General features: G+C 67.4%; 20 protein-coding genes, 1 tRNA gene and 2 pseudogenes. 11 read left to right on the top strand and 12 right to left on the bottom strand.

What is annotated here, in order from left to right; genetic code table 11:
- Positions 1-380 precede the first annotated feature (380 nt).
- Together AC2XR2_RS44160 and AC2XR2_RS44155 are read left to right on the top strand one after the other, a co-directional pair.
- Positions 381-1,325, top strand: a complete 945-nt coding sequence (locus tag AC2XR2_RS44160) for a hypothetical protein (RefSeq protein ID WP_491518351.1) — start codon at positions 381-383, stop codon at positions 1,323-1,325.
- A 139-nt stretch (positions 1,326-1,464) separates the two neighbouring features.
- Positions 1,465-1,686, top strand: coding sequence for a hypothetical protein (locus AC2XR2_RS44155; RefSeq protein ID WP_491518350.1), 222 nt, complete (start codon positions 1,465-1,467; stop codon positions 1,684-1,686).
- 83 nt (positions 1,687-1,769) lie between these two features.
- Here AC2XR2_RS44155 and AC2XR2_RS44150 read toward each other — a convergent pair whose 3' ends face one another.
- From AC2XR2_RS44150 to AC2XR2_RS44140, 3 genes are read right to left on the bottom strand one after another with little or no spacing between them, the layout of a single operon-like run.
- Positions 1,770-1,952, bottom strand: a complete 183-nt coding sequence (locus AC2XR2_RS44150) for a hypothetical protein (protein WP_491518349.1) — start codon at positions 1,950-1,952, stop codon at positions 1,770-1,772.
- Positions 1,952-2,143: a hypothetical protein gene (locus AC2XR2_RS44145; RefSeq protein ID WP_491518348.1), complete on the bottom strand. Its 192-nt coding sequence runs from the start codon at positions 2,141-2,143 to the stop codon at positions 1,952-1,954. Before AC2XR2_RS44145 ends, AC2XR2_RS44150 begins: the two co-directional genes overlap by 1 nt.
- A gap of 55 nt (positions 2,144-2,198) precedes the next feature.
- Positions 2,199-3,284, bottom strand: coding sequence for a hypothetical protein (locus AC2XR2_RS44140; protein ID WP_491518347.1), 1,086 nt, complete (start codon positions 3,282-3,284; stop codon positions 2,199-2,201).
- A gap of 191 nt (positions 3,285-3,475) precedes the next feature.
- Between AC2XR2_RS44140 and AC2XR2_RS44135 the strand changes: the two genes are divergently transcribed.
- Positions 3,476-4,252, top strand: coding sequence for an endonuclease domain-containing protein (locus AC2XR2_RS44135; RefSeq protein WP_491518346.1), 777 nt, complete (start codon positions 3,476-3,478; stop codon positions 4,250-4,252).
- A gap of 20 nt (positions 4,253-4,272) precedes the next feature.
- Here the strand turns inward: AC2XR2_RS44135 and AC2XR2_RS44130 are convergent, their stop codons facing one another.
- A complete protein-coding gene (locus tag AC2XR2_RS44130) occupies positions 4,273-4,524 on the bottom strand; it encodes a hypothetical protein (RefSeq protein ID WP_491518345.1) in 252 nt (83 codons plus the stop codon).
- Positions 4,525-4,704: 180 nt separating this feature from the next.
- Here AC2XR2_RS44130 and AC2XR2_RS44125 point away from each other — a divergent pair, with 180 nt between their 5' ends.
- From AC2XR2_RS44125 to AC2XR2_RS44110, 4 genes are all read left to right on the top strand, one after another.
- On the top strand, positions 4,705-5,100 hold the full coding sequence (locus tag AC2XR2_RS44125) for a hypothetical protein (RefSeq protein WP_491518344.1): 396 nt from the start codon (positions 4,705-4,707) through the stop codon (positions 5,098-5,100).
- Positions 5,101-5,215: 115 nt separating this feature from the next.
- The gene (locus tag AC2XR2_RS44120) at positions 5,216-5,413 is read left to right on the top strand and encodes a hypothetical protein (protein ID WP_491518343.1); all 198 of its coding nucleotides are present in this window, start codon (positions 5,216-5,218) and stop codon (positions 5,411-5,413) included.
- Between the two features lie 61 nt (positions 5,414-5,474).
- Entirely contained in the window at positions 5,475-5,993 is a 519-nt protein-coding gene (locus tag AC2XR2_RS44115) for a hypothetical protein (protein ID WP_491518342.1), read from the top strand.
- Between the two features lie 31 nt (positions 5,994-6,024).
- A protein-coding gene (locus AC2XR2_RS44110) for an IS630 family transposase (RefSeq protein WP_491518611.1) occupies positions 6,025-7,094 on the top strand; the annotation gives its coding sequence in 2 pieces (ribosomal slippage) (positions 6,025-6,511 and positions 6,511-7,094; 1,071 coding nt in all).
- 366 nt (positions 7,095-7,460) lie between these two features.
- Here the strand turns inward: AC2XR2_RS44110 and AC2XR2_RS44105 are convergent.
- The gene (locus AC2XR2_RS44105) at positions 7,461-8,684 is read right to left on the bottom strand and encodes a hypothetical protein (protein ID WP_491518341.1); all 1,224 of its coding nucleotides are present in this window, start codon (positions 8,682-8,684) and stop codon (positions 7,461-7,463) included.
- A gap of 131 nt (positions 8,685-8,815) precedes the next feature.
- On the opposite strand from AC2XR2_RS44105, the gene AC2XR2_RS44100 reads away from it, so the two are divergent.
- Entirely contained in the window at positions 8,816-9,658 is an 843-nt protein-coding gene (locus tag AC2XR2_RS44100) for an ATP-dependent DNA ligase (protein WP_491518340.1), read from the top strand.
- A 662-nt stretch (positions 9,659-10,320) separates the two neighbouring features.
- Here the strand turns inward: AC2XR2_RS44100 and AC2XR2_RS44095 are convergent.
- The 5 genes from AC2XR2_RS44095 to AC2XR2_RS44075 form a co-directional block, all read right to left on the bottom strand.
- Positions 10,321-10,701: a GNAT-like putative antirestriction protein gene (locus AC2XR2_RS44095; RefSeq protein ID WP_491518610.1), complete on the bottom strand. Its 381-nt coding sequence runs from the start codon at positions 10,699-10,701 to the stop codon at positions 10,321-10,323.
- Positions 10,702-10,733: 32 nt separating this feature from the next.
- Positions 10,734-11,672, bottom strand: a complete 939-nt coding sequence (locus tag AC2XR2_RS44090) for a putative antirestriction adenine methyltransferase (protein ID WP_491518339.1) — start codon at positions 11,670-11,672, stop codon at positions 10,734-10,736.
- Positions 11,673-11,797: 125 nt separating this feature from the next.
- Positions 11,798-11,868, bottom strand: a tRNA-Gly gene (locus AC2XR2_RS44085).
- 65 nt (positions 11,869-11,933) lie between these two features.
- Positions 11,934-12,617 (bottom strand): hypothetical protein, encoded by a 684-nt coding sequence (locus AC2XR2_RS44080; RefSeq protein WP_491518338.1) that lies wholly within the window; start codon positions 12,615-12,617, stop codon positions 11,934-11,936.
- Positions 12,614-12,862 carry a hypothetical protein gene (locus AC2XR2_RS44075; protein ID WP_491518337.1) on the bottom strand — a complete coding sequence of 83 codons (249 nt, stop codon included), beginning with the start codon at positions 12,860-12,862 and terminating at the stop codon, positions 12,614-12,616. The genes AC2XR2_RS44080 and AC2XR2_RS44075 overlap by 4 nt, the downstream gene beginning before the upstream one ends.
- Positions 12,863-13,551: 689 nt before the next feature.
- Between AC2XR2_RS44075 and AC2XR2_RS44070 the strand changes: the two genes are divergently transcribed.
- The 3 genes and pseudogenes from AC2XR2_RS44070 to AC2XR2_RS44060 all read left to right on the top strand — a co-directional run.
- Positions 13,552-13,923, top strand: coding sequence for a hypothetical protein (locus tag AC2XR2_RS44070; protein ID WP_491518617.1), 372 nt, complete (start codon positions 13,552-13,554; stop codon positions 13,921-13,923).
- Complete coding sequence (locus tag AC2XR2_RS44065; RefSeq protein ID WP_491518336.1) at positions 13,887-14,150, top strand: hypothetical protein; 264 nt, start codon at positions 13,887-13,889, stop codon at positions 14,148-14,150. Before AC2XR2_RS44070 ends, AC2XR2_RS44065 begins: the two co-directional genes overlap by 37 nt.
- Before the next feature lie 112 nt (positions 14,151-14,262).
- Positions 14,263-14,730 (top strand): annotated as a pseudogene (locus tag AC2XR2_RS44060) (site-specific integrase); the annotation flags it as partial.
- Positions 14,731-15,206: 476 nt separating this feature from the next.
- On the opposite strand, the pseudogene AC2XR2_RS44055 reads toward AC2XR2_RS44060, so the two are convergent.
- Together AC2XR2_RS44055 and AC2XR2_RS44050 are read right to left on the bottom strand one after the other, a co-directional pair.
- Positions 15,207-15,752, bottom strand: a pseudogene (locus tag AC2XR2_RS44055) (Tn3 family transposase); the annotation flags it as partial.
- Between the two features lie 91 nt (positions 15,753-15,843).
- Positions 15,844-17,007 (bottom strand): glycoside hydrolase family 64 protein, encoded by a 1,164-nt coding sequence (locus tag AC2XR2_RS44050; RefSeq protein WP_491518609.1) that lies wholly within the window; start codon positions 17,005-17,007, stop codon positions 15,844-15,846.
- Between the last annotated feature and the right edge of the window lie 110 nt (positions 17,008-17,117).

The raw sequence follows: 17,117 nt of genomic DNA, 5'->3' as shown, positions 1-17,117 counted from the left end.
GTCGCTGCCGCCGCTGCGTCTACCACCGCGCTGCGCGGTACCCGGCAGGACGGGGTGACGCTCAGCTAGCTGCGCGCAGCAGCGTGAAAGAGGGGCTCCGGCGCCGGGGCCCCTCTTCAACTTCCCCTTGACCCGGTTCACGCACCAGCGGCACCGGCAGACGGCGCGACGAGACACGGAAAGGAGCCGAGGTTTCCCGATCGGATACCGTTCGTAGAGGGAGAGTTGACGACTCGTATCCCATGCGTCATCCTCGGCGTATGCCTTACAAGCCGGCCTCCCAAGAGGAGGCAGACACTCGTCAGCGTCCGGTGGCCGCGCAGCGGCCGCCGGGCGACCTTCTCGTTCAGGCAGCCCAACTCCAGGCTCAAGCACAGCTCGTGGTTGAGAAGGCCGTCATCGCCGAGCGGACGAAGGGCACGTCCTGGGACGTCATCGGCGAGATCCTCGGTGGCGTCTCGAAGTCTGCCGCCCAGAAGCGCTGGGGCCCTGTGGTCGCCGGGTGGAAGGCATCTGCAGATGGTGGCTCCGACGAGACCCCGGCACAGGCGCCCGAACCCGACGCGGCCTACGAAGAACTGGACGACGCTTGGCGGTCGGTAACGGAGATCGTGGAACGGCAGCCGCTGCTGGCAGACCTGAACAACGCGACGATGGCCCTATCGGGCTCCTCCAACACCTCGTACGACCGCATCTACCGCCTCGGGTGCGACGCCGAGCGGCGCGAGCTTCCTCCGACCCTCGATGCCGCGTGCCGCATCGCTCAGGCCCACGAGTATCTCCTGGACGTTCAAGGTGACCACCAGGAGTCCGAGGCCTTGAAGATCGTGCGTAGAGCTGCGGTGCGGTCGATTGCGCGCCGGGGCGACCCGGAGTTCGAATTGCTTCGATCCAGAGGAGCAGAGGCCCTCGCCACGGTCCTCTCCTGGTACGGATCCCTGCCGCTCCGCGATGTAGCGGCCCAGCAGGCGGAGCCCGCACGTGACGACGATGCGGCTGACAACGTCCGAACCCTGGGTGCACTTGAAGCGCTCCTCGCGCAAATGTCGTCTCCTACCCGTAGCGACCTGAGTCAAGCTGCAAGGCGGCGGCTCTTTGCGCAACATCGTCAGCCGTCCAGCACGGATGCCGACATCGACGGGGACCGGCGCGACGCTCCTCCGGGAAACTACCGCCGAGAAAGGGACGCTGTTGCGCTGGCCAACCTTGCCATGCTCCGGGAGGAACCTCTGGCGCTGGAGGATCGCGTGGCGCACCTTGAGCGGAAGCTCGAAATGCTCCAGGACGACGTCGACCGGCGCCTAGCAGCAGAGGCGGAGCGGTGAGCGCAGTCCCACTGCCATACGGCTAGCCCTCGGAGGCCGTCTCGGCCTCAACACAGCTCCGCCGCCCCAGTGAGTCCGTCCAAAGAAGCACTGAAGGCGGCGGCGAACCACAAACCCCTATCGGTAGAGGAATGAGGCTATGACAACTATCGCACTGAAGCCCTCAGATGGCGAGGGACCACGAAGGCCGCGCGGGCTCGTCCCCGCTCTGGCCAGCGGTTACATCGCCGGTTATGCGGCCGCGCTCGACGCCGGCGTTACCTTCGTCGCTGGCAGCGGCGTGGAGGCGACCGTAGTGATCTTGGTGCAGGCGGCGAGCGCCGCCGTGTGCTGGATCACCATGACGCGACGCCTGGGCTGACGCACCCGGCATGGCCCCCGGGTTCCGGCTCGGGGGCTATGCCGCTTCCTCCTCACTGCCGCGTCGCCGCCGGGGCGCGTCGCTCACTTCTTGTTCAGGTCGTGCTCGCGCACCACGCTGCCGGGGTAGCGCTTGGCGACGTTGGCCGCGGTGGACTCGTACTGCGAGGAGAACACGATCTTCTCCTTCTTCTTCTCCGGGTCCTTGGGATCGGTGACCGTGGTGATGACCTCGAACCGCTTCTTGTTCTGGCAGGCGCACGGCATCAGCTGTCTCCGTTCTGTGCAGCGCTGGCGGTGAGCGCGACGGGGGTCTCGGCGATGAGCGCGGCCATGGCTTCGACTTCGGCGCGCCGCTCGTCCTGGCGGCGGGTCACCGCGTCGGTGAGGAGGTCGACCAAGGGGCCGCTGGCGAGGGCTGCGGCGAGGGCCTCGACGTCGACCTCGGGCACGACCACGGGCTGAACGTCCGGACGCTGTCCGGATGCCGTGTCCGGACGCTGCCCGGGCAGGTCAAGCACGGTGTCCGCCGAGCTCGCGGACGCGGTCCGGACGGCGTCCGGATCCTTTCCGGACTCGGTGTCCGTGAAGAGGATCAGGCCGGCGGTCGAGGCGGCCAGGGCGAGCTGGGAGCGTTCGGCGACGGCGTGGATGGCAGCGACGAGTGGCGTGGCCGGGCACCGGCACGGTGAGCACGGTGCGAAGCTGCCACTTCCCGTCTCGGGCCTGCCGTAGGTGGTAGCTCGGCTGGCAGGCGGCAAAGACCGCCCGGTCCCACTCGGACAGCCACGGAGCCGCCGCGCCCGAGAACCAGAGCCCTCGGTCGTTGAGGCCGACCGTGATGATCGCCCCGACAGTGCGGGTGTCGTCGAACTGGCAGCTGGCGGTCTCGCACTCGGCGCTGTCGCGGTGGTGGCCGACGTTCATGGTCATCGCGCCGATCGGCACGGTGGTGCCGTCGTCGAGCTGGCCGTGGACCCGCAGGAAATGCGAGAAGTCCAGGACTTGCTTCGACAGCTTGCGGACCGTCAGGTCCTTGCCGGAGAAGCCGGCGTGCGGCTCGTCGATCGTAGCGACCCACCCGTACACGCGGCCGTCCTTGTAGTGGACGCCTCCGGAGCCGTCGGGGAGCTCCTCTTCCGTGGGCTCATGGAACCAGGCAGCGGGCATGGGCGGCATCTGCTGCATGGCCGTCCACGCCGACGCCGCCAGCTCCGGGAGCAGGCCGAGCGAGGTGGTCTCCTCGTCGTCATCCGCCGATGGGCCACTCAAGCTGCTCGGGGGCTCGCCGGTCTCGTCGCCAGCCGCGGTGACCTCTTCGAGGCCCTCGGGCATCGAAGAGAGGCCGCAGAACAGGCCGGGCGCCAGGCGGAGGATCTTCCCGTCCTTAGCGGCGGCGTTGAGATTCCCGCGGGCCGTGCTCATGGCGATACCGAGCGCGGTGGAGACATCTCGAGCCCCGACGGCGGCCGGGGATGTGCACACGTACGTGATGACGCGCTCGCGGGTCTCCCCCGCCGCGGTGATGACCGGCTGGACGGCCATGGCGCTCTGGTCGACCGGGTCGAGGACGATCTTCGCGTCCTTGAAGGCGGGCATCGACACCAGCGTTGCGCCACGCAGGCGGGCGCGGGTGATGCGCAGCAGGAACTCGCCGGACAGCGTCCGGACGGCAGGGGTCGCCCATCCCCGGCCGCCGGTGCCACCCCCGTCACAACTCCGGGCCCCCGCAACCCCGAGCGCGGGGGCCCGGCAGTGCGTTGTCAGTGCCTTGCGGCACGATGCGGCACATGCCGACCCTGGGTGACCTTCCGCCGTATCGCCGGGCCAAACTGCTCTGGGACTACGCCCACTTCGGCGTCTACGGGATCGAGGACATGGTCCGCGAACAGGCCGGACAACCGTGCCGTCTGTCCGGTGTCCTCGTGCCCGTCTCACCACGGGTGGCCGGCCTCGGGTCCGACGGCCGCCATCACCTGATGAGCGACGGACGGCTGATCTGTTCCGAACTCTCTTCGGAGCAGGGGTGGGAGCACCGGCAGCACTGCGGCTGGGGGCAGACACCGCAAGGGCCGGTCGAGGACCACCGGGTCGCCGAGGCATACCAGTCGATCGAGACCGGGTGGGTGGTGCAGCTCGTCGACGAAGGCGTACCTCCCGAGTCGGTGCCGGTCGAGCAGCGGTGCGGCGGCGGCCGCTACGGGGGTCTCCACTACTGGCCGCCTCCCCCAGCCAGGACATCAGCGGTCCGCCGGCTGCGCGCCGCGCTGGTCGACGCCCTCGGCCCGGACTGCCATCTGTGCCACGCCCTGCCCGGGGCGATGGTGGACCACGACTACGCGACCGGCCTCGTGCGAGGACTCATCTGCAAGCTCTGCAACCGGACCGTCGAGGAGTGCCCGCACGTGGACGGCTGCCCGAAGGCCGACTACATGACCAACCCGCCAGCCGCACACCTTGCGCTGCGCTACCCGCCGTCCATGGCGTGGAAGCCGAGGGAGTCGACGCGGCAGCAGAAGATCGCACTCCTCGGCTTCGACCCGCTCGCGGAGTGGCGCCCGAGCTGACGGCCGCCCTCCGACGTCGGCTAGAACAGCGCGTACGTGTCGATGCCCTGCTCGGCGTCCTCGTCGTCCAGGCCGAGATTCAGAGCGAGCTGCTCGCCGGGCCGGGGCAGGTCCACGATCGCCAGCGACCGGGTACAGGACACCAGGACGTTGCCGAACTCGCTGGGCTGCTCGGTGGGGTCGTGCCGCCACAGCCGACCCTTCTTCGGGCGCCCGGCCACTATCCCAGCTGCGATCTTCCGGCCGCAGGTCTCGCACTCGACTCGGGGCATTTTAACGCAAACTAGTATGCCTATCCCCGGCCCGCCTCGCATAGGTGACCCCGCATCGGTCGGAGTGCTGAGCGGTCGGGTTCCTGACCGCGGCGGCACGCTCACCTGTATTCCCGTGCACGGATGCACAAACTCCTGCCACCCTTGCTCCCTACGCGCTCAACAGCAGGAGTACAGACGGTGATCATTCTCGATTCGTGCATTCTCCGTGGTCTGTCCTTGGAGGACAGCAACACAGACCTCCTGCGAGCTATCCGAACTTCGCGCGCCGAGCGCGTTGCCGCGCCCTGGATGATGCTGGAGGAACTGGCCGCCCAGAAGGCGGTGGCACACCGGAAGAAGTACGAAGCTGCTACCCAGGCGGTGACGTCCCTCGAAGACGCGACGCCCTGGGACTACCAGGTGATTCTGCCGCAGTGCGATCTGGAGCGGCTACGACAGCACTGGCGCGACCGGTATCTGACCGTCGTCGAGGAGTTGCCGACCAGCGAGCAAGCACTCCGCGAGGCGGTCTTCCGGGAGGCCAACGCTCTGCCGCCGTGCAAGGAGACGGTCGGCGAAGGTCGGCTCCCGTGACGCTGCGATTTGACTGTCCGCCATTGAGTACGCTCGCCAAAATCCGAACGAGACCGTCTACTTCGTCTGCTCCAACACGCGAGATTTCGGCGACGGCACTGCGTACAAGTGGCCTATGGACTCGGACTTCGCTGACCTCGGCGACCGCTTCATGCACCTGACGAAGATGGACGAGGTGATCACCCGGTTCGCCGAGCCGACCGATACAGATGAGGAACTGATCGCCAAGACCCTCCGTGCAGCGAACGTCCTGAAGGCGGTGAAGAAGGCCGCGAAGCGACGGCTCAGGGACGACGAGCGCCTGTCTGAGTAGCTGCTTTCTCAGTGAATTTTCGGGAGACGTGGAGGTTGGCGCTGCCCTCTCCTGGTTGACGATGAATGCGCAGTTCCACTCCCTGCGAGACGTCAGGACATATCGAATCGGGGAGCACGAGTGGTGTACAGCCGTTGTCCGGTGGGACCTTGCTGGCACCGCCTTCATCAACGCTTCGAGGACCAGCGGCACGACCTACGTCGCGACTGCTGGTTGCTCCTGGACGACGTCCGTGATCTTTAGGCCGGACCCGGACGATCCACGTCTCACCGTCCTTCGGCACGACCCCACACGTCCGCTGAACCAGGACGAGTTCGAAAAGCTGGATCCCTCCAAGGCCGCCGTCATCACCTGCACGATGCTGGCCGAGTACCTGAAGCGCGAGGGCTACAAGCAGCCACCGAACGCGGAGGAACTGCTTGATCTGACGCCATTCTGGAGTGGCGCCTTGCGTGATGCCGTTTTGGACAGGGAACTGAGAGCGGTCGAGGGTGCGCACCAGAGTGTTGCCGAGCGGCGACTCAAGGCTTTGCTGGAGGAACTAGAGATATTTAATGGTGCGGGTTACGTCGGGCCGTGACGTCTGCCGTGGGCTGCTCTATGCCGGAGGGATGAGGTATCCCGATGGCGGTGGGCTGACGGCCGAGGAGCGGGCTCGGCGGGAGCAGGTCCGGCTCGCGGCGGCTGACTTGATCGAGGCCGGGGCTGGTGACGGGGAGGTGGCCCGGCGGTTCAGGGTGACGCGGATGTCGGCGAACCGCTGGCGTCGGGCGCTTGCTTCGGGCGGTCGAGGGGCCCTGGTCTCCAAGGGGCCCGGCGGCGCCCGCTGCAAGCTCAGTGTCAGTCAACTGCGGGCTCTGGAAGCGGTATTGGAAGCGGGTCCGGCCGCGTGCGGCTGGAGCGATCAGTGCTGGACCTTGGCGCGGATCGCGGAGATCGTGCGCCGCCGGTTCCGTGTTGACTACACCCTGGCCGGGCTGGACCTGCTGCTGCACCGCATCGGCTGGAGCGTTCAGGTCCCGGGCCGCAAAGCCACCGAGCGGGACGAGGCGAGGATCGCTGCCTGGAAGGACGAGCAGTGGCCCGTCATAAAAAGAGGGCGGCGGACCTGGGCGCCTGGGTCTGCTTCGAGGACGAGGCAGGCCAGGGCCTGAGGCCGCCCAAAGGCCGCACCTGGGGCCGTCAAGGCCGCACTCCGGTCGTGAAGGTCACCGCGCAGGGCACCAAACGCGTCTCGATAGCGGCGCTGATCTGCACCAAGACCGGCCGCCGGCCACGGCTGATCTACCGCATCCACCTCGACCGCGGTCCTGCCAAGGGCCGACGCAAGGGCTTCACCGAAACCGACTACGCCCGCCTGCTCGACGCCGCTCACCGGCAACTCGGCGGCCCCATCGTCTTGATCTGGGACAATTTGAACACGCACGTCAGCCACACGATGCGACGGCTGATCGCCGCGCGATTATGGCTGACCGTCTACCACTTGCCGCCGTACGCTCCCGAGTTCAACCCCGTCGAGGGCGTCTGGTCACACCTGAAGAGGTCCCTGGCCAACCTCACCAAACACAGCCTCGACCAACTCACCGCGCTGGTGAAGACACGGCTCAAACGGATGCAGTACCGTCCCAGCTTCATCGACGGCCTCATCGCCAAGACCGGCCTCGACCTCCAACCGCCGTAACCCCAGCCATTAAAGATCTCTAGACGAGTCGTAACCGGGACGGGGGGCTGCCACCAGCCTCCCCGAAGTCCCAGACGGGGCGGAGGTGACAAGCCCCCGATGCTCCGTCCGCAGGCTGGGCTCCATGCCGGGCCACGTCCCGAGTCTCCTGCCGTACGTCCGACGCGCGCGATCGGGCGGCACCACGTAGATGTGAGGAGGTGACGTTGTCTCCTCCCATCGAACCGATGCTGGCAGAAGCCCGCCGCGAGCTGCCATCCGGCGCAACCCTGCCCGGGCGCCTGGTCGCCGAGCAGAAGTTATGGACAGGGTCTTTCAATGTCCGTTGTCCGCTGCTGCGGCTGCGGCTGCGGCTGCGGCTGCATCTCAGGTCGTGTGCGGCTCCTTTGGCAGGTGGAACGGCAAGAAAGCTAGTTTGATCTCTCGATTTGAGTCACCGTTGGCATGGAAGACGAAGTCATGCCTCTCTTCGGTGGCATGACGACCATCCCGCTTGTAGTTCGGATGCTCACGGAACTTCACGACAGCCTTGGCTGTGGCGTCCGCAGGAGAGGCAGCTCGGATGAACAGCAGCAGGGCTGCCTTCGTATCACGCCAGACTAGGTAACCGAGCAACTGATCGAGCGTGTCGGTGATGGTCTTCGGACCTCGCCAGATCTTGCACTCGCCGATGAAGATATGACGGTCCTGCTCTCGGATCAGGATGTCCGTCTTCCCGTTCTTGTTGAAGACTTCACCGGCAGCCCTGCCTTCGAACTGGCTGTTGAGTCCGATAAGAAGGAGGTCTCTGATCTGTTCCTCTCCGAGATGGGCACTGGTGGAAGGGTTTCGCTCCAGCTGGTTGCGTTGGTTTCTGAGAACTGCCAGTGCGGCCTCATATTGAGCTTCCTCCAGGGCTGGCTCGGCACGGAATGGCTCAGTCACCGGCGTAGTCGTCCGGGGGACGATCTTCTTCCGGACGATGGGGACGCTGTATGTGGCGGCGTCAGAACGCTGCCGGAGAGGGAAGCCAATGGATGCTTGGAGGTTGCGCATGCTCAGCACCCGTTCCTTGCGGGCCCGAACCTCGGTGAGGATCCGCTCGCGGACCGCCGAGTTGTAGGCGTTGACCTGTGCGAGGCTCCAACCGAGCCACTGCTCAAGGGTGTCGAGTTGCTCGTCGATGCCTTTGCGGACAGCGGTTGGGTCGGTGTTGAGGGGGCCAATCCAGTAGATCTTCAGCTCCCAGTCCTCGACCGTCGCTCGCGGGGGGCTGTAGGTGAAGGTGCTCGGTTTCAGGTTCAACAGACTCGGCTCTCCTGAGAAGGGGACCGAGACGGTGACAGTGGTCTGGCGGATTCGGACCTCTTCGCCGAATTGACGGACGGTTGTGTATCCCTCCTCGGTGGAGTCGATGGTGACGCCATCCCGGTCGAGGACGACCGGAGCGATCAAGTACTTCTCCTGCAGAGAATCGCAGATGTCCTGTTCCGGAACGGTCAACAGACTGTTCTCGTTCCAGCCGGCAACCGCGTTCGAGATCCGGTTGAGTTGGCGGTCCAGAGTCGAGGCGAGATCACCGTTGCTGAAGAGGGTGCTTCCGGGGTTCATGACACCAGTGTGAGGGGGCGCACTGACAGGTGGAGTACCACCACGGGTAAGCCTGTTGGACACTGTCCGCCAACTCATAACCCAAGCCCGACGGCTTCCGGGCCGTGCTGTTCGCCTAGGGCGACAGGGTCATGCTCCAGTCAGGCAACGGCGCCGACCTGACGTCGGCGTTTCCGGAGATCGGCGCCGCCGTCTCGGCGCTCGAGGAGGACCTGATCCTCGATGGTGAACTCGTCGTGCCGCACGAGCGTCGGCTGCACTTCGGCCAGCTACAGAACCGTGCTCGCCGCCGGGGCCGTGGCGCGGTGGCGGCCGCCGCCGAGCACCCCGCCTACCTCATCGTTTTCGACGTCCTGGAGGCCTCGGGGGTGGAACTGCTGGATCGGCCCTACCGGGAGCGCCGCTCCCTGCTGGAGGACCTCTTCGCCCGTACGGTCCTCGGTGGGCCGTTCACGCTGTGCCCGGCCACCACGGACAGGGCGACCATGCTCGACTGGCTGGACCCGGCCGGGGGCGCGGCGGGGGTCGAGGGCGTCGTCCTCAAGGGCAGCGAGCAGAGGTACTTGCCGGGCAAGAGGGCGTGGATCAAGGTCCCGTCGCGTGTGACGGCCGAGGGTGTGATCGGCGGGGTCACCGGCACTTTGGCGTCTCCCGCGTCGCTGCTGCTGGCCAGGTTCGACGGCGCGGGCCGTCTGCGACTGATCGCGAAGTCCACTCCCCTGCCAGCCGCGGTGCGGCGCGACCTCTCCGGGCGCCTGCGCCCTGCCGGGCCCGAGCATCCGTGGCATGGGCGGCGCTTCTCTGTCGGCTGGGGCACGAGCGGCGAACTTCAGTACCGCCCCGTGGCCCCGGATCTCGTCGCGGAGTTCCTGGCCGATACCGCGGTGGACGACGGGTTCTACCGTCACCCTGTCCGCTTCGTACGTCTGCGCGAGGACCTGTCCGTGGATCAGCTTCCCGGCTTCGGCGCCTGACCTGTCGTCGCTTGAAGCGTCGAGGCAGCGGGCTCCCGATCTGCTGGGGCGCCGGGTGCGGGCGGGTGCTGCGTGGGCGCCTGCTCCGTGGCGCTCTCGGCCGTCTCTTCGGCGGCGGCAGCACGGATGATGCTCCGCTTGTGGTGGAGCAAGGTCCCGGCCACGGCGGCGCCGGTGAGAGACGCTCCCGTCGCCATGCCCACACCGAGGTAGAAGCACCGCAGTGCTTGGGGGCCTCCGCGCCTGGCAGCTTCCTTGGCTAGTGCCGCGTAGGACCACATGGTGATGCCTCTGTTCGTGTCGCTCGCTGGGGGACGCCCTGATGATCGCAGAACTACGCGCCACAGGAGGGCAGTTCGCGTCTTCCGTCCAACTCGGTCCGGTAGGTCCGATCAGGCCCCAGCGGTCCCTTCCCGATTCTCCGTCCGTAGGAGACTGCGGTGTGGTCGCCAACCATCGCGCGCACTTGGTTGCGGATGTACTCCCGCCGCTCCTTGGAGGCGTCAGGCGCGGCTAGCGCGTGAAAACTGCCGCAGCGGGCAATGATCCCCGAAACACTGGGGCCCGGGGGGGCAACATGGAGAGCCGAACCGAACGACGCCTGGACTGGGGGAAGATCAGCACCGTCGTAGGCGTCTTCCTCGGAGCAGCCGGCCTGGCCCTTACCGGAATTGCCACCTACTACGGCGCGCCCAGAGGGCCAGGGCCTCGGCGAGGTCGTAGGCGCCGAGGGGTCCGCCGTACTGGAGCTGGTAGCGGTGGACGCTGTCGGCGGCCGGTTCGCTGCGCTTGTGGAGCTTCACGCCAGGGATGCCCCGCCCGTACTTCGCGCTGTTGGGCCGGTCGGTGAAGGCGGTCGTCGCCCAGGCGCCGATGCGCTTGGACAGCGATCGCTGCACAAGGAGCTGGGCTTCCTTCGTGGAGGCCGCCATCACGATGAGCTTGGCGAGGCGCCGGTAGCGGGTCCACGACACCGGGAAGTCCGACATCAGGTAGGCGGTGTTCGGGTCGAATTTGGGCGGCAGGTAGGCGAACGCGCCGATGACCTTGCCGTCGACGGCGACCGCGCACGCGATCAGCGGGCTGCCGGGCTGCCGGGCTTGATCGTCTTGGACATGAACTGCGAGCGGATCGCGGAGAACTGGCCGCCGGTCAGGACGTGGATCGTCATGCGGTCGCCGAGTTCCTCGTCGGGGCCGATCCTCGGCATGGCGATGTGCTCGATCGGCTGCCGGGGGCGCACGATCCGCCTGGGGCCCGAGGCGGCGTACACGTAGATGGGCAGGCCGCAGTTGGCGGTCTGGACGACGCCGGCGAGCTTGTCGCGCAGCTCGGGGCGCTCGATGTGCAGGCCGAGGACCCAGTTCGGCCGGTCCTGTACCTGCTCGATGATGCGTTCCTTGCCGTCTTCGGTCAGCTCGCCGAAGGTCGGCTCAGGCCAGTCGAACGCGGCGTCGATGCTCGCGAACTGCGCCTGATAGTCCTTCGCGTAGAACGGGGGGAACATCACCACGGGGGCGTCGGGAGGCACCTCCTGGTCGAGGTAGTCGCGGACGTCGCCGGCGTAGAACGAGCCGAGGCGAGTCTTGAGATTCCGCAGCTTCGTGGCGGTCTTGTCGTGCATGCGCGGCCACTGCTCCTGGGTGGCCTGCATCATCCGCCGGTAGTAGACGCCGTCCTTGCCGACGTACTGCAGGAACCGGGTGCCGAGCATGAGGGTGGCGAGGAGGTTGGTGCGGTCCTCCAGGTAGGGGTGGAGCCAGCCGAGGGTCTCCTCGTACTCCTCGCGCCAGGTGTAGTTGAGGTCGTCCCCGGCGAGGTACCAGCCGAGGGCGCAGCTGTACGCCTGGATGTCGTTGCCGTGGACGCGGCGGTCGTTGCCGAACCGGGCGTGCAGGACGCGTTCGATCGTGAAGTTCCCGGAGCAGCCGACGTAGATGTCCTCGCCGGGCCAGGTGCCTGCGTGCTCGTAGATGATCGAGCGGAGGGGCGCGGGGATCGATCCGTGGAACATGGGGCCACTCCCGGGCGATTGCTGCTGAATTGGGCGGCGATGGTAGCCGACCTGCCAGTTTGCCCGGATTGCAGTGAGCGGGCATACAGAAGGCCCCCGCCGTCAGGGGCGAGGGCCTTCGGTTGAGCGCCGGCCAGGACTTGCACCTGGATCTCCCGACCGGAAGTCGGGCGTGCTGCAATTGCACCACCAGCGCGGGCGCCGATCAGTGAGCCGACCGGCGCCACGAATCATACCTTGCGCACTCCTTGTCCTGCTTTGCTACTCTTCGTGATCCTCGTGCCCCATGAGGAGCATGAGGACGGTCCGGACGTGCAGGGTGGCCCATCGGGTAACACGCCGCCACCGCGACACGATCGGGTAGACGACGGCGTTCGCGGCCATCGCGGTGATGAACAGATCCACGTTGGAGGGGGTGGCGTCCTTCGTCAACTTCGTGGCTGCCCAGCCGATGAGCAGACCGCAGAGCATCATCAGGATGAGGAGCAAGACGCCGACCACGATGAGGAGCTTGAACTCGGCGTCGCTTGGGCGGGCGGCCGTGGACAGGGTCAGACCCGGGACACTCTTGCGCCCGGGGGGCGGCATGTCGTACGGCTTGCCTCCCTGTTCCGTCCAGGCGGCGAGCCAAGTCGCGTACCAGACCTCCCGCAAGGGAAAGTTCCTCGGCTCAGCGATCTTGTTGCGGTGGACGTACAGTTCGGCGGCGATCCCCTCGACGGTCTCCCAGATGGGCACGTTAGCGGCGCGCATCGCCCGCGAGACCGTGGAGACGCTGGTGGGCACCGCCGACGCGATCTCCGTGAGGGTGAGCACGGCCCGGGGCGGGCAGTTCTTCTGGAGCATCTCTCCGAGCTCACGCGCACGCGGCGGGCGGCTGTCGTCGATGGGGAGCCGCTTGCGGCCCTGCGGAGGGCGGGACGGCGTCTCCTGAGGCGCGGTCACAGCTTGCCCACCAGATGGACGATCGTCGTGGAGACGAAGACCGCGAGGACCATGAGCACGAACATCACGGCAGGCTTCGTCGCGTCGAGGTCCTTGACCCAGGACACCACGACGCTCGGGACACGCCGGGCGCACTTGAGCCACTCCAGGAAGAGAGCGGCGAGCAGAGCGAAGACCAGCGCGATGAACAGGTCCCAGAGCAACTCCGGGCCGTGTGGGACAACTTCAGCCAGTTGATCAAGCATTGCTCTCCGTACTCACACCGGGCCTGCCGGGAATCCGACCGCTGTTTCACGTGCAATCGGACAGGGGAAGGTGCAAGACTGCGTGTGTGTGGTGGGCGCGCTCGGGTCGGTCCGTCAGAAAGCTCGGCCCGGCGCCCCCGCTGTCCGCTGAGATCACCGGCTCCTCAGCTTCTTGGACGCTACCAACTCGGCGGCGGCAACAGGACCTTCAGAAGCCGATCGCCGCATCCGTGCAAAAAAGGCCCCACCTCCAAGGCTGGGCCTTTTCTCGAATAACGGCATGTCAGAGCATCGATCAGCCTCGCCAGCAGGCGACCTTGGGCGGCTCGGGAGTGGCGGCGGCCTCGGCGACGATCTTGGCCATGGAGACGTCAATGTGGAACCTGTGGCCGATCCGCGCTTCGACGGCAGCGAGCCGGGCGACCGGTCCCGCGTTGAGCTGAGGCTCGCCGCCAGCACCTCGCCTTCTCCCACGACGGCGCGTGGAAGGAGACCTGGCCGGCGATCCGCGCACAGGCGAAGGCCGAAGGCGGGGAGGTCCTCTTCGCCGACACGGTTCGAATCGTTCCGACGAGGTCACCGGCTGCGACTGGGAAGCAAAGGGGGCACCCCCGTGATGCGCCGCACGCGCAACCAGGTTCTCGGTCAGGACCTTTGATGTAATGCAACCGCTATCTGGAGACCTCGTCGTGGACGGCCACTCCGCGCACCGCTCCGCAAACTCCGCGCCTGGCTGGCCGATCCCCGAACCGCATTTCCTGGCCACGGGCATGTTCGTCGCCCGGGGGGCGCAGATCGAATTCGCGCACCAGAGCTTCGCCGAGTACCTGGCCGCCCGTGATCCCGCACGCACTTTCAACGAGGCGCTGTGGCGGCACGAGATGATCGATCCCAATACCCGCAGCTTTGCGCTATTCACTCTCGCCCTCACCAGCCCCCCACAGCCCGTCGACGATCTCCTAGTCAGGCTCCTCGACGGGCCGGATGCAGACCCGGCCACAACTGGGACGCCTTCCTCGACTGCATGCGCATGGTCTCCGACGACACGGACCACGATGTGACGATCGTCGTCCGCGAGGCCGGCGAACTGCTCGCCGACGAGGGGCCCGACGTACTGGCGGTCCTGCTGACCGTCCTGAGTCAAGTGGCCGGTCCGGTCGGTAGAACGCCCGGCCTGCTGCTGCTCGTGGACGACACTCCCGACGGTCTTTCCGGCCTGGCGCGGCGCATGGCCGACGCCGGACATCCCGTGGATCTCCTGGGAGGCGGGAATGAGCCGCACAGATAGGGACGCCCCCGCCCGGCGGGTCCGTTCCACGGAAGGGGTGCCCCCTGGAGAGGGCACCCCTTCCGGCCTTCCGTCCACGTGAGAGCCATCTCGGCATCGGCCGACCGGCGCGGTGAAAGCCAAGGGCGCCCGGAGCAAGGCCCGGCGGCGCGGGCAGGCGCGCGAGGACTTCGTGCTGGAGACGGTGTACTGGGACGCGGGCACCGCCCGGCTCCTGCCCCGGCTACTCAAGGACCGCACCCGCGGACCGGTGTTCGTCACCCACCGCCGCCCCGGCCCGGGCAAGGTCGTCAGCCCGCGCGACGTGCGCCCGGACACCGGCCTGGCCCGCCTCTCCTACGGTCAAGCTCTCGCCCTGCTGGACGAGCATACCGCCGAGCGCGGTGCGGGAAGCGGGTGGGACCTGCACGAGTACCGCCACTCCGCCCTGACCCACCCCGGCGAGCAGGGTGCCTCCCTGCTGATGCTCATGGCGCAGTCCCGGCACAAGAAACCGGAGAACGTCCGCCGCTACTTCAAGCCGTCCCACGAGGCGATCTCCGAGCTGACGAGTCTGCTCGCGCCCGGCGACGCGCGCCGCCGACCCTGTCGCCGGGCTGTCCTGGCGTGGACGGTCCACGCCAGGACAGTTTTTCAGGCGATGGTGAGGCGTTCGACGAGGGTGTCCAGCGCCGGCGTCGCAGCGTCGGCGTCGGCGGCGAGCCGGCGGGCCTGCTGGAAGAACTCGATGTCCTGCCGGTTGACCTTGCCGCCGTGGTGGTAGGCGTCGAACGCGGCGAGGTCAATGGGCATGCAGTCCTGCGCCTGCTGCCGGAGGAACCCCGTCACGCTGGCCGCGTCGGTCTCCTCGGCGGCGGCCCGGCCGGCTTCCCCGAATACGGACAGCCGCTGGATCTCCCGCGTGCTCTCCACACCGACCTGCCAGGTCTCGTCGTCCAGGTCGATTTCCTGCAGCAGTCGCCATCCGAGGAGGCTCCAGGCCAGCATGGGTGCGAGGAGCGCGGCAGCCAGCGCGAGCTGCCCGGCCGGCATGCTCACCGCTGCGGGCACCCCTTCGCCGATGACCGGCGTGTAGCCGACGTTGCAGCCGTGCGCGACAAGCAGCGCGGCTACCGTCACGTACAGGTCCTTGAGCCTGGCCTCGCCGCCGGTGATCGAGGTGAACGCCTGGTGGGCGCCGGTCCACGAGAACACCTCCAGCAGGACCTCTGGCAGGTCGACGCGGGGCATCATCGCCTCCACCGCCTTCCGCAGGACGGTCAGGGAGGCGGGTTCGGGAGCCGGCTGAAGGGCGGCGAAGTGCAGGCGGCCGTCGTCGTCAAAGACGATCCGGGAGGTCGCCGGCACCCGTCCGGCGACCTCCCGGTAGGTGCCGTCCAGCAGCGCGGCCCGCGCCGCCAGGTGCTCACCCGGCTCACCGGGGAGGTTCAGGGAGGCCAGTACGGTCGGGCGGACCTGCTCCCACGCCTCGCCGTCCAGCAGCTTCGCCCGCGGGTCGCCCCACTTCGAGGAGTTCTTCGCGAACAGCTCCCGCCGGCGCGGCAGCCGGTGGAAGGACTCCAGCACGCAGAACACGTACGCCTTCCAGTCCACCGTGCCCGGCGCACCTGCTCCGCAGTGCGCAGTTGCGGCAACCGCCGCGGTGCCTCACCCCGCAGAGCGAGGCAAGGCACCACGTCGTCGACGGGATCCGTCAGTTGAGGGGGTCCAGTGTCAGGTAAGCCTGTTGCGGGTTGCCGTCGTGGACGAGGGACTCCTGATTGCCGACGTCGTCGAAGGCGAAGGCGTAGGCCTTGCCGTCCGCCATCTGCGCGTGGATCTTCTTCGCGTACTGGTTGGTCACCGAGTCGAGATAGAAGTTCGCGGTTCCGGTGTCCGGCTGGTTGGGGTTGACCAGGAGGGTGGAGCGGTTGAAGCCCGCACACAGAGTGCGTGAAATGGGGCCCCGCACCAGGTCGTTGGGCGCGTCCAGGTTCTTGTAGCAGCCGAAGACGCTGGCCGCGTCCGGCTTCTGGAAGCTGGTGACGACGGTGCCCGAACTGTTCGTGAAGTTCATGACGTTGCCCGACACCCGGCCGAAGTACTTGGTGTTCGGCTGGTCGGTGAAGGGGGTGACCGTCAGGTTGGTCGTCGTGTACTTCTGCCATACGCGGTTGATGTAGTCGTCCATCACGGACGCGGGCAGCGCTCCCGTCTCCAGCCCGTAGGTGGGCGAAAGTGCACGCAGGACGGTGCCGTCGGAGCGGGTCTGGATCAGGTTCGCCCAGCCACCCGCCTGGTTGCGCAGCGAGTTGTAGAACCCGTTGTAGCCGCCCGACTTGAGGTGGCCGGTGGAGAGCGTGCTCCCGTCCGCGCGCTGCACGCCGACGGCGTAGGGCGCGGAGAACATGTCCACCTGGGTGCTGTTGATCCACAGGCCGGAGTCGTTGAGGGTGTACTCGGACCAGTTGAAGAGGATGTTGCGGTTCGGGTCGGACGGGTTCTGGACCGCGGGCTGCACCAGGCCGCCCGTGGTCAGCTTGAAGACGAGCTTCTGGCCGTAGGAGAAGTAGATCCGGCCGGAGAACTTCGGTATCCGGATGGTCTTGGTCTGTCCGCTCGCCGGCCCCGCGATGGACGCGTCGGGCGCCGGCGTCGGCGGATTGCCGCCGGCCGGCCAGGCGTGGAACGTGCCGCTCGCGTCCGCCCAGCCCTGCTGCCCCGTACTCAGCAAAGTGCCCAAGGTGTAGACGTAGACCGCGTCGCCGCGGCCGGAGTTGTTGGTGAGCTTCAGGGGGATCGTCGCGGGCACCGCCGCGTTTGCAGAAGTCGGTGTGAGGACCGTGAGGACGGCGCCGAGCAGCGCGGCCGCCAGCATGGGCGCCAGGATCCGGCGAGTTGGCTTCTTGAGCACGCTCCACCTCCGTGTGGGGGGCACTGGGGAGATTGGTCCGTACCTGAATTGAGAGCGCTCTCAACGTGACATCG

The sequence above is a fragment of the Streptomyces sp. LS-MS-L19 genome, assembly GCF_058382285.1.
Note: the sequence above shows the minus strand (reverse complement) of the source record. Positions and strands in the feature narration are given on the sequence as shown.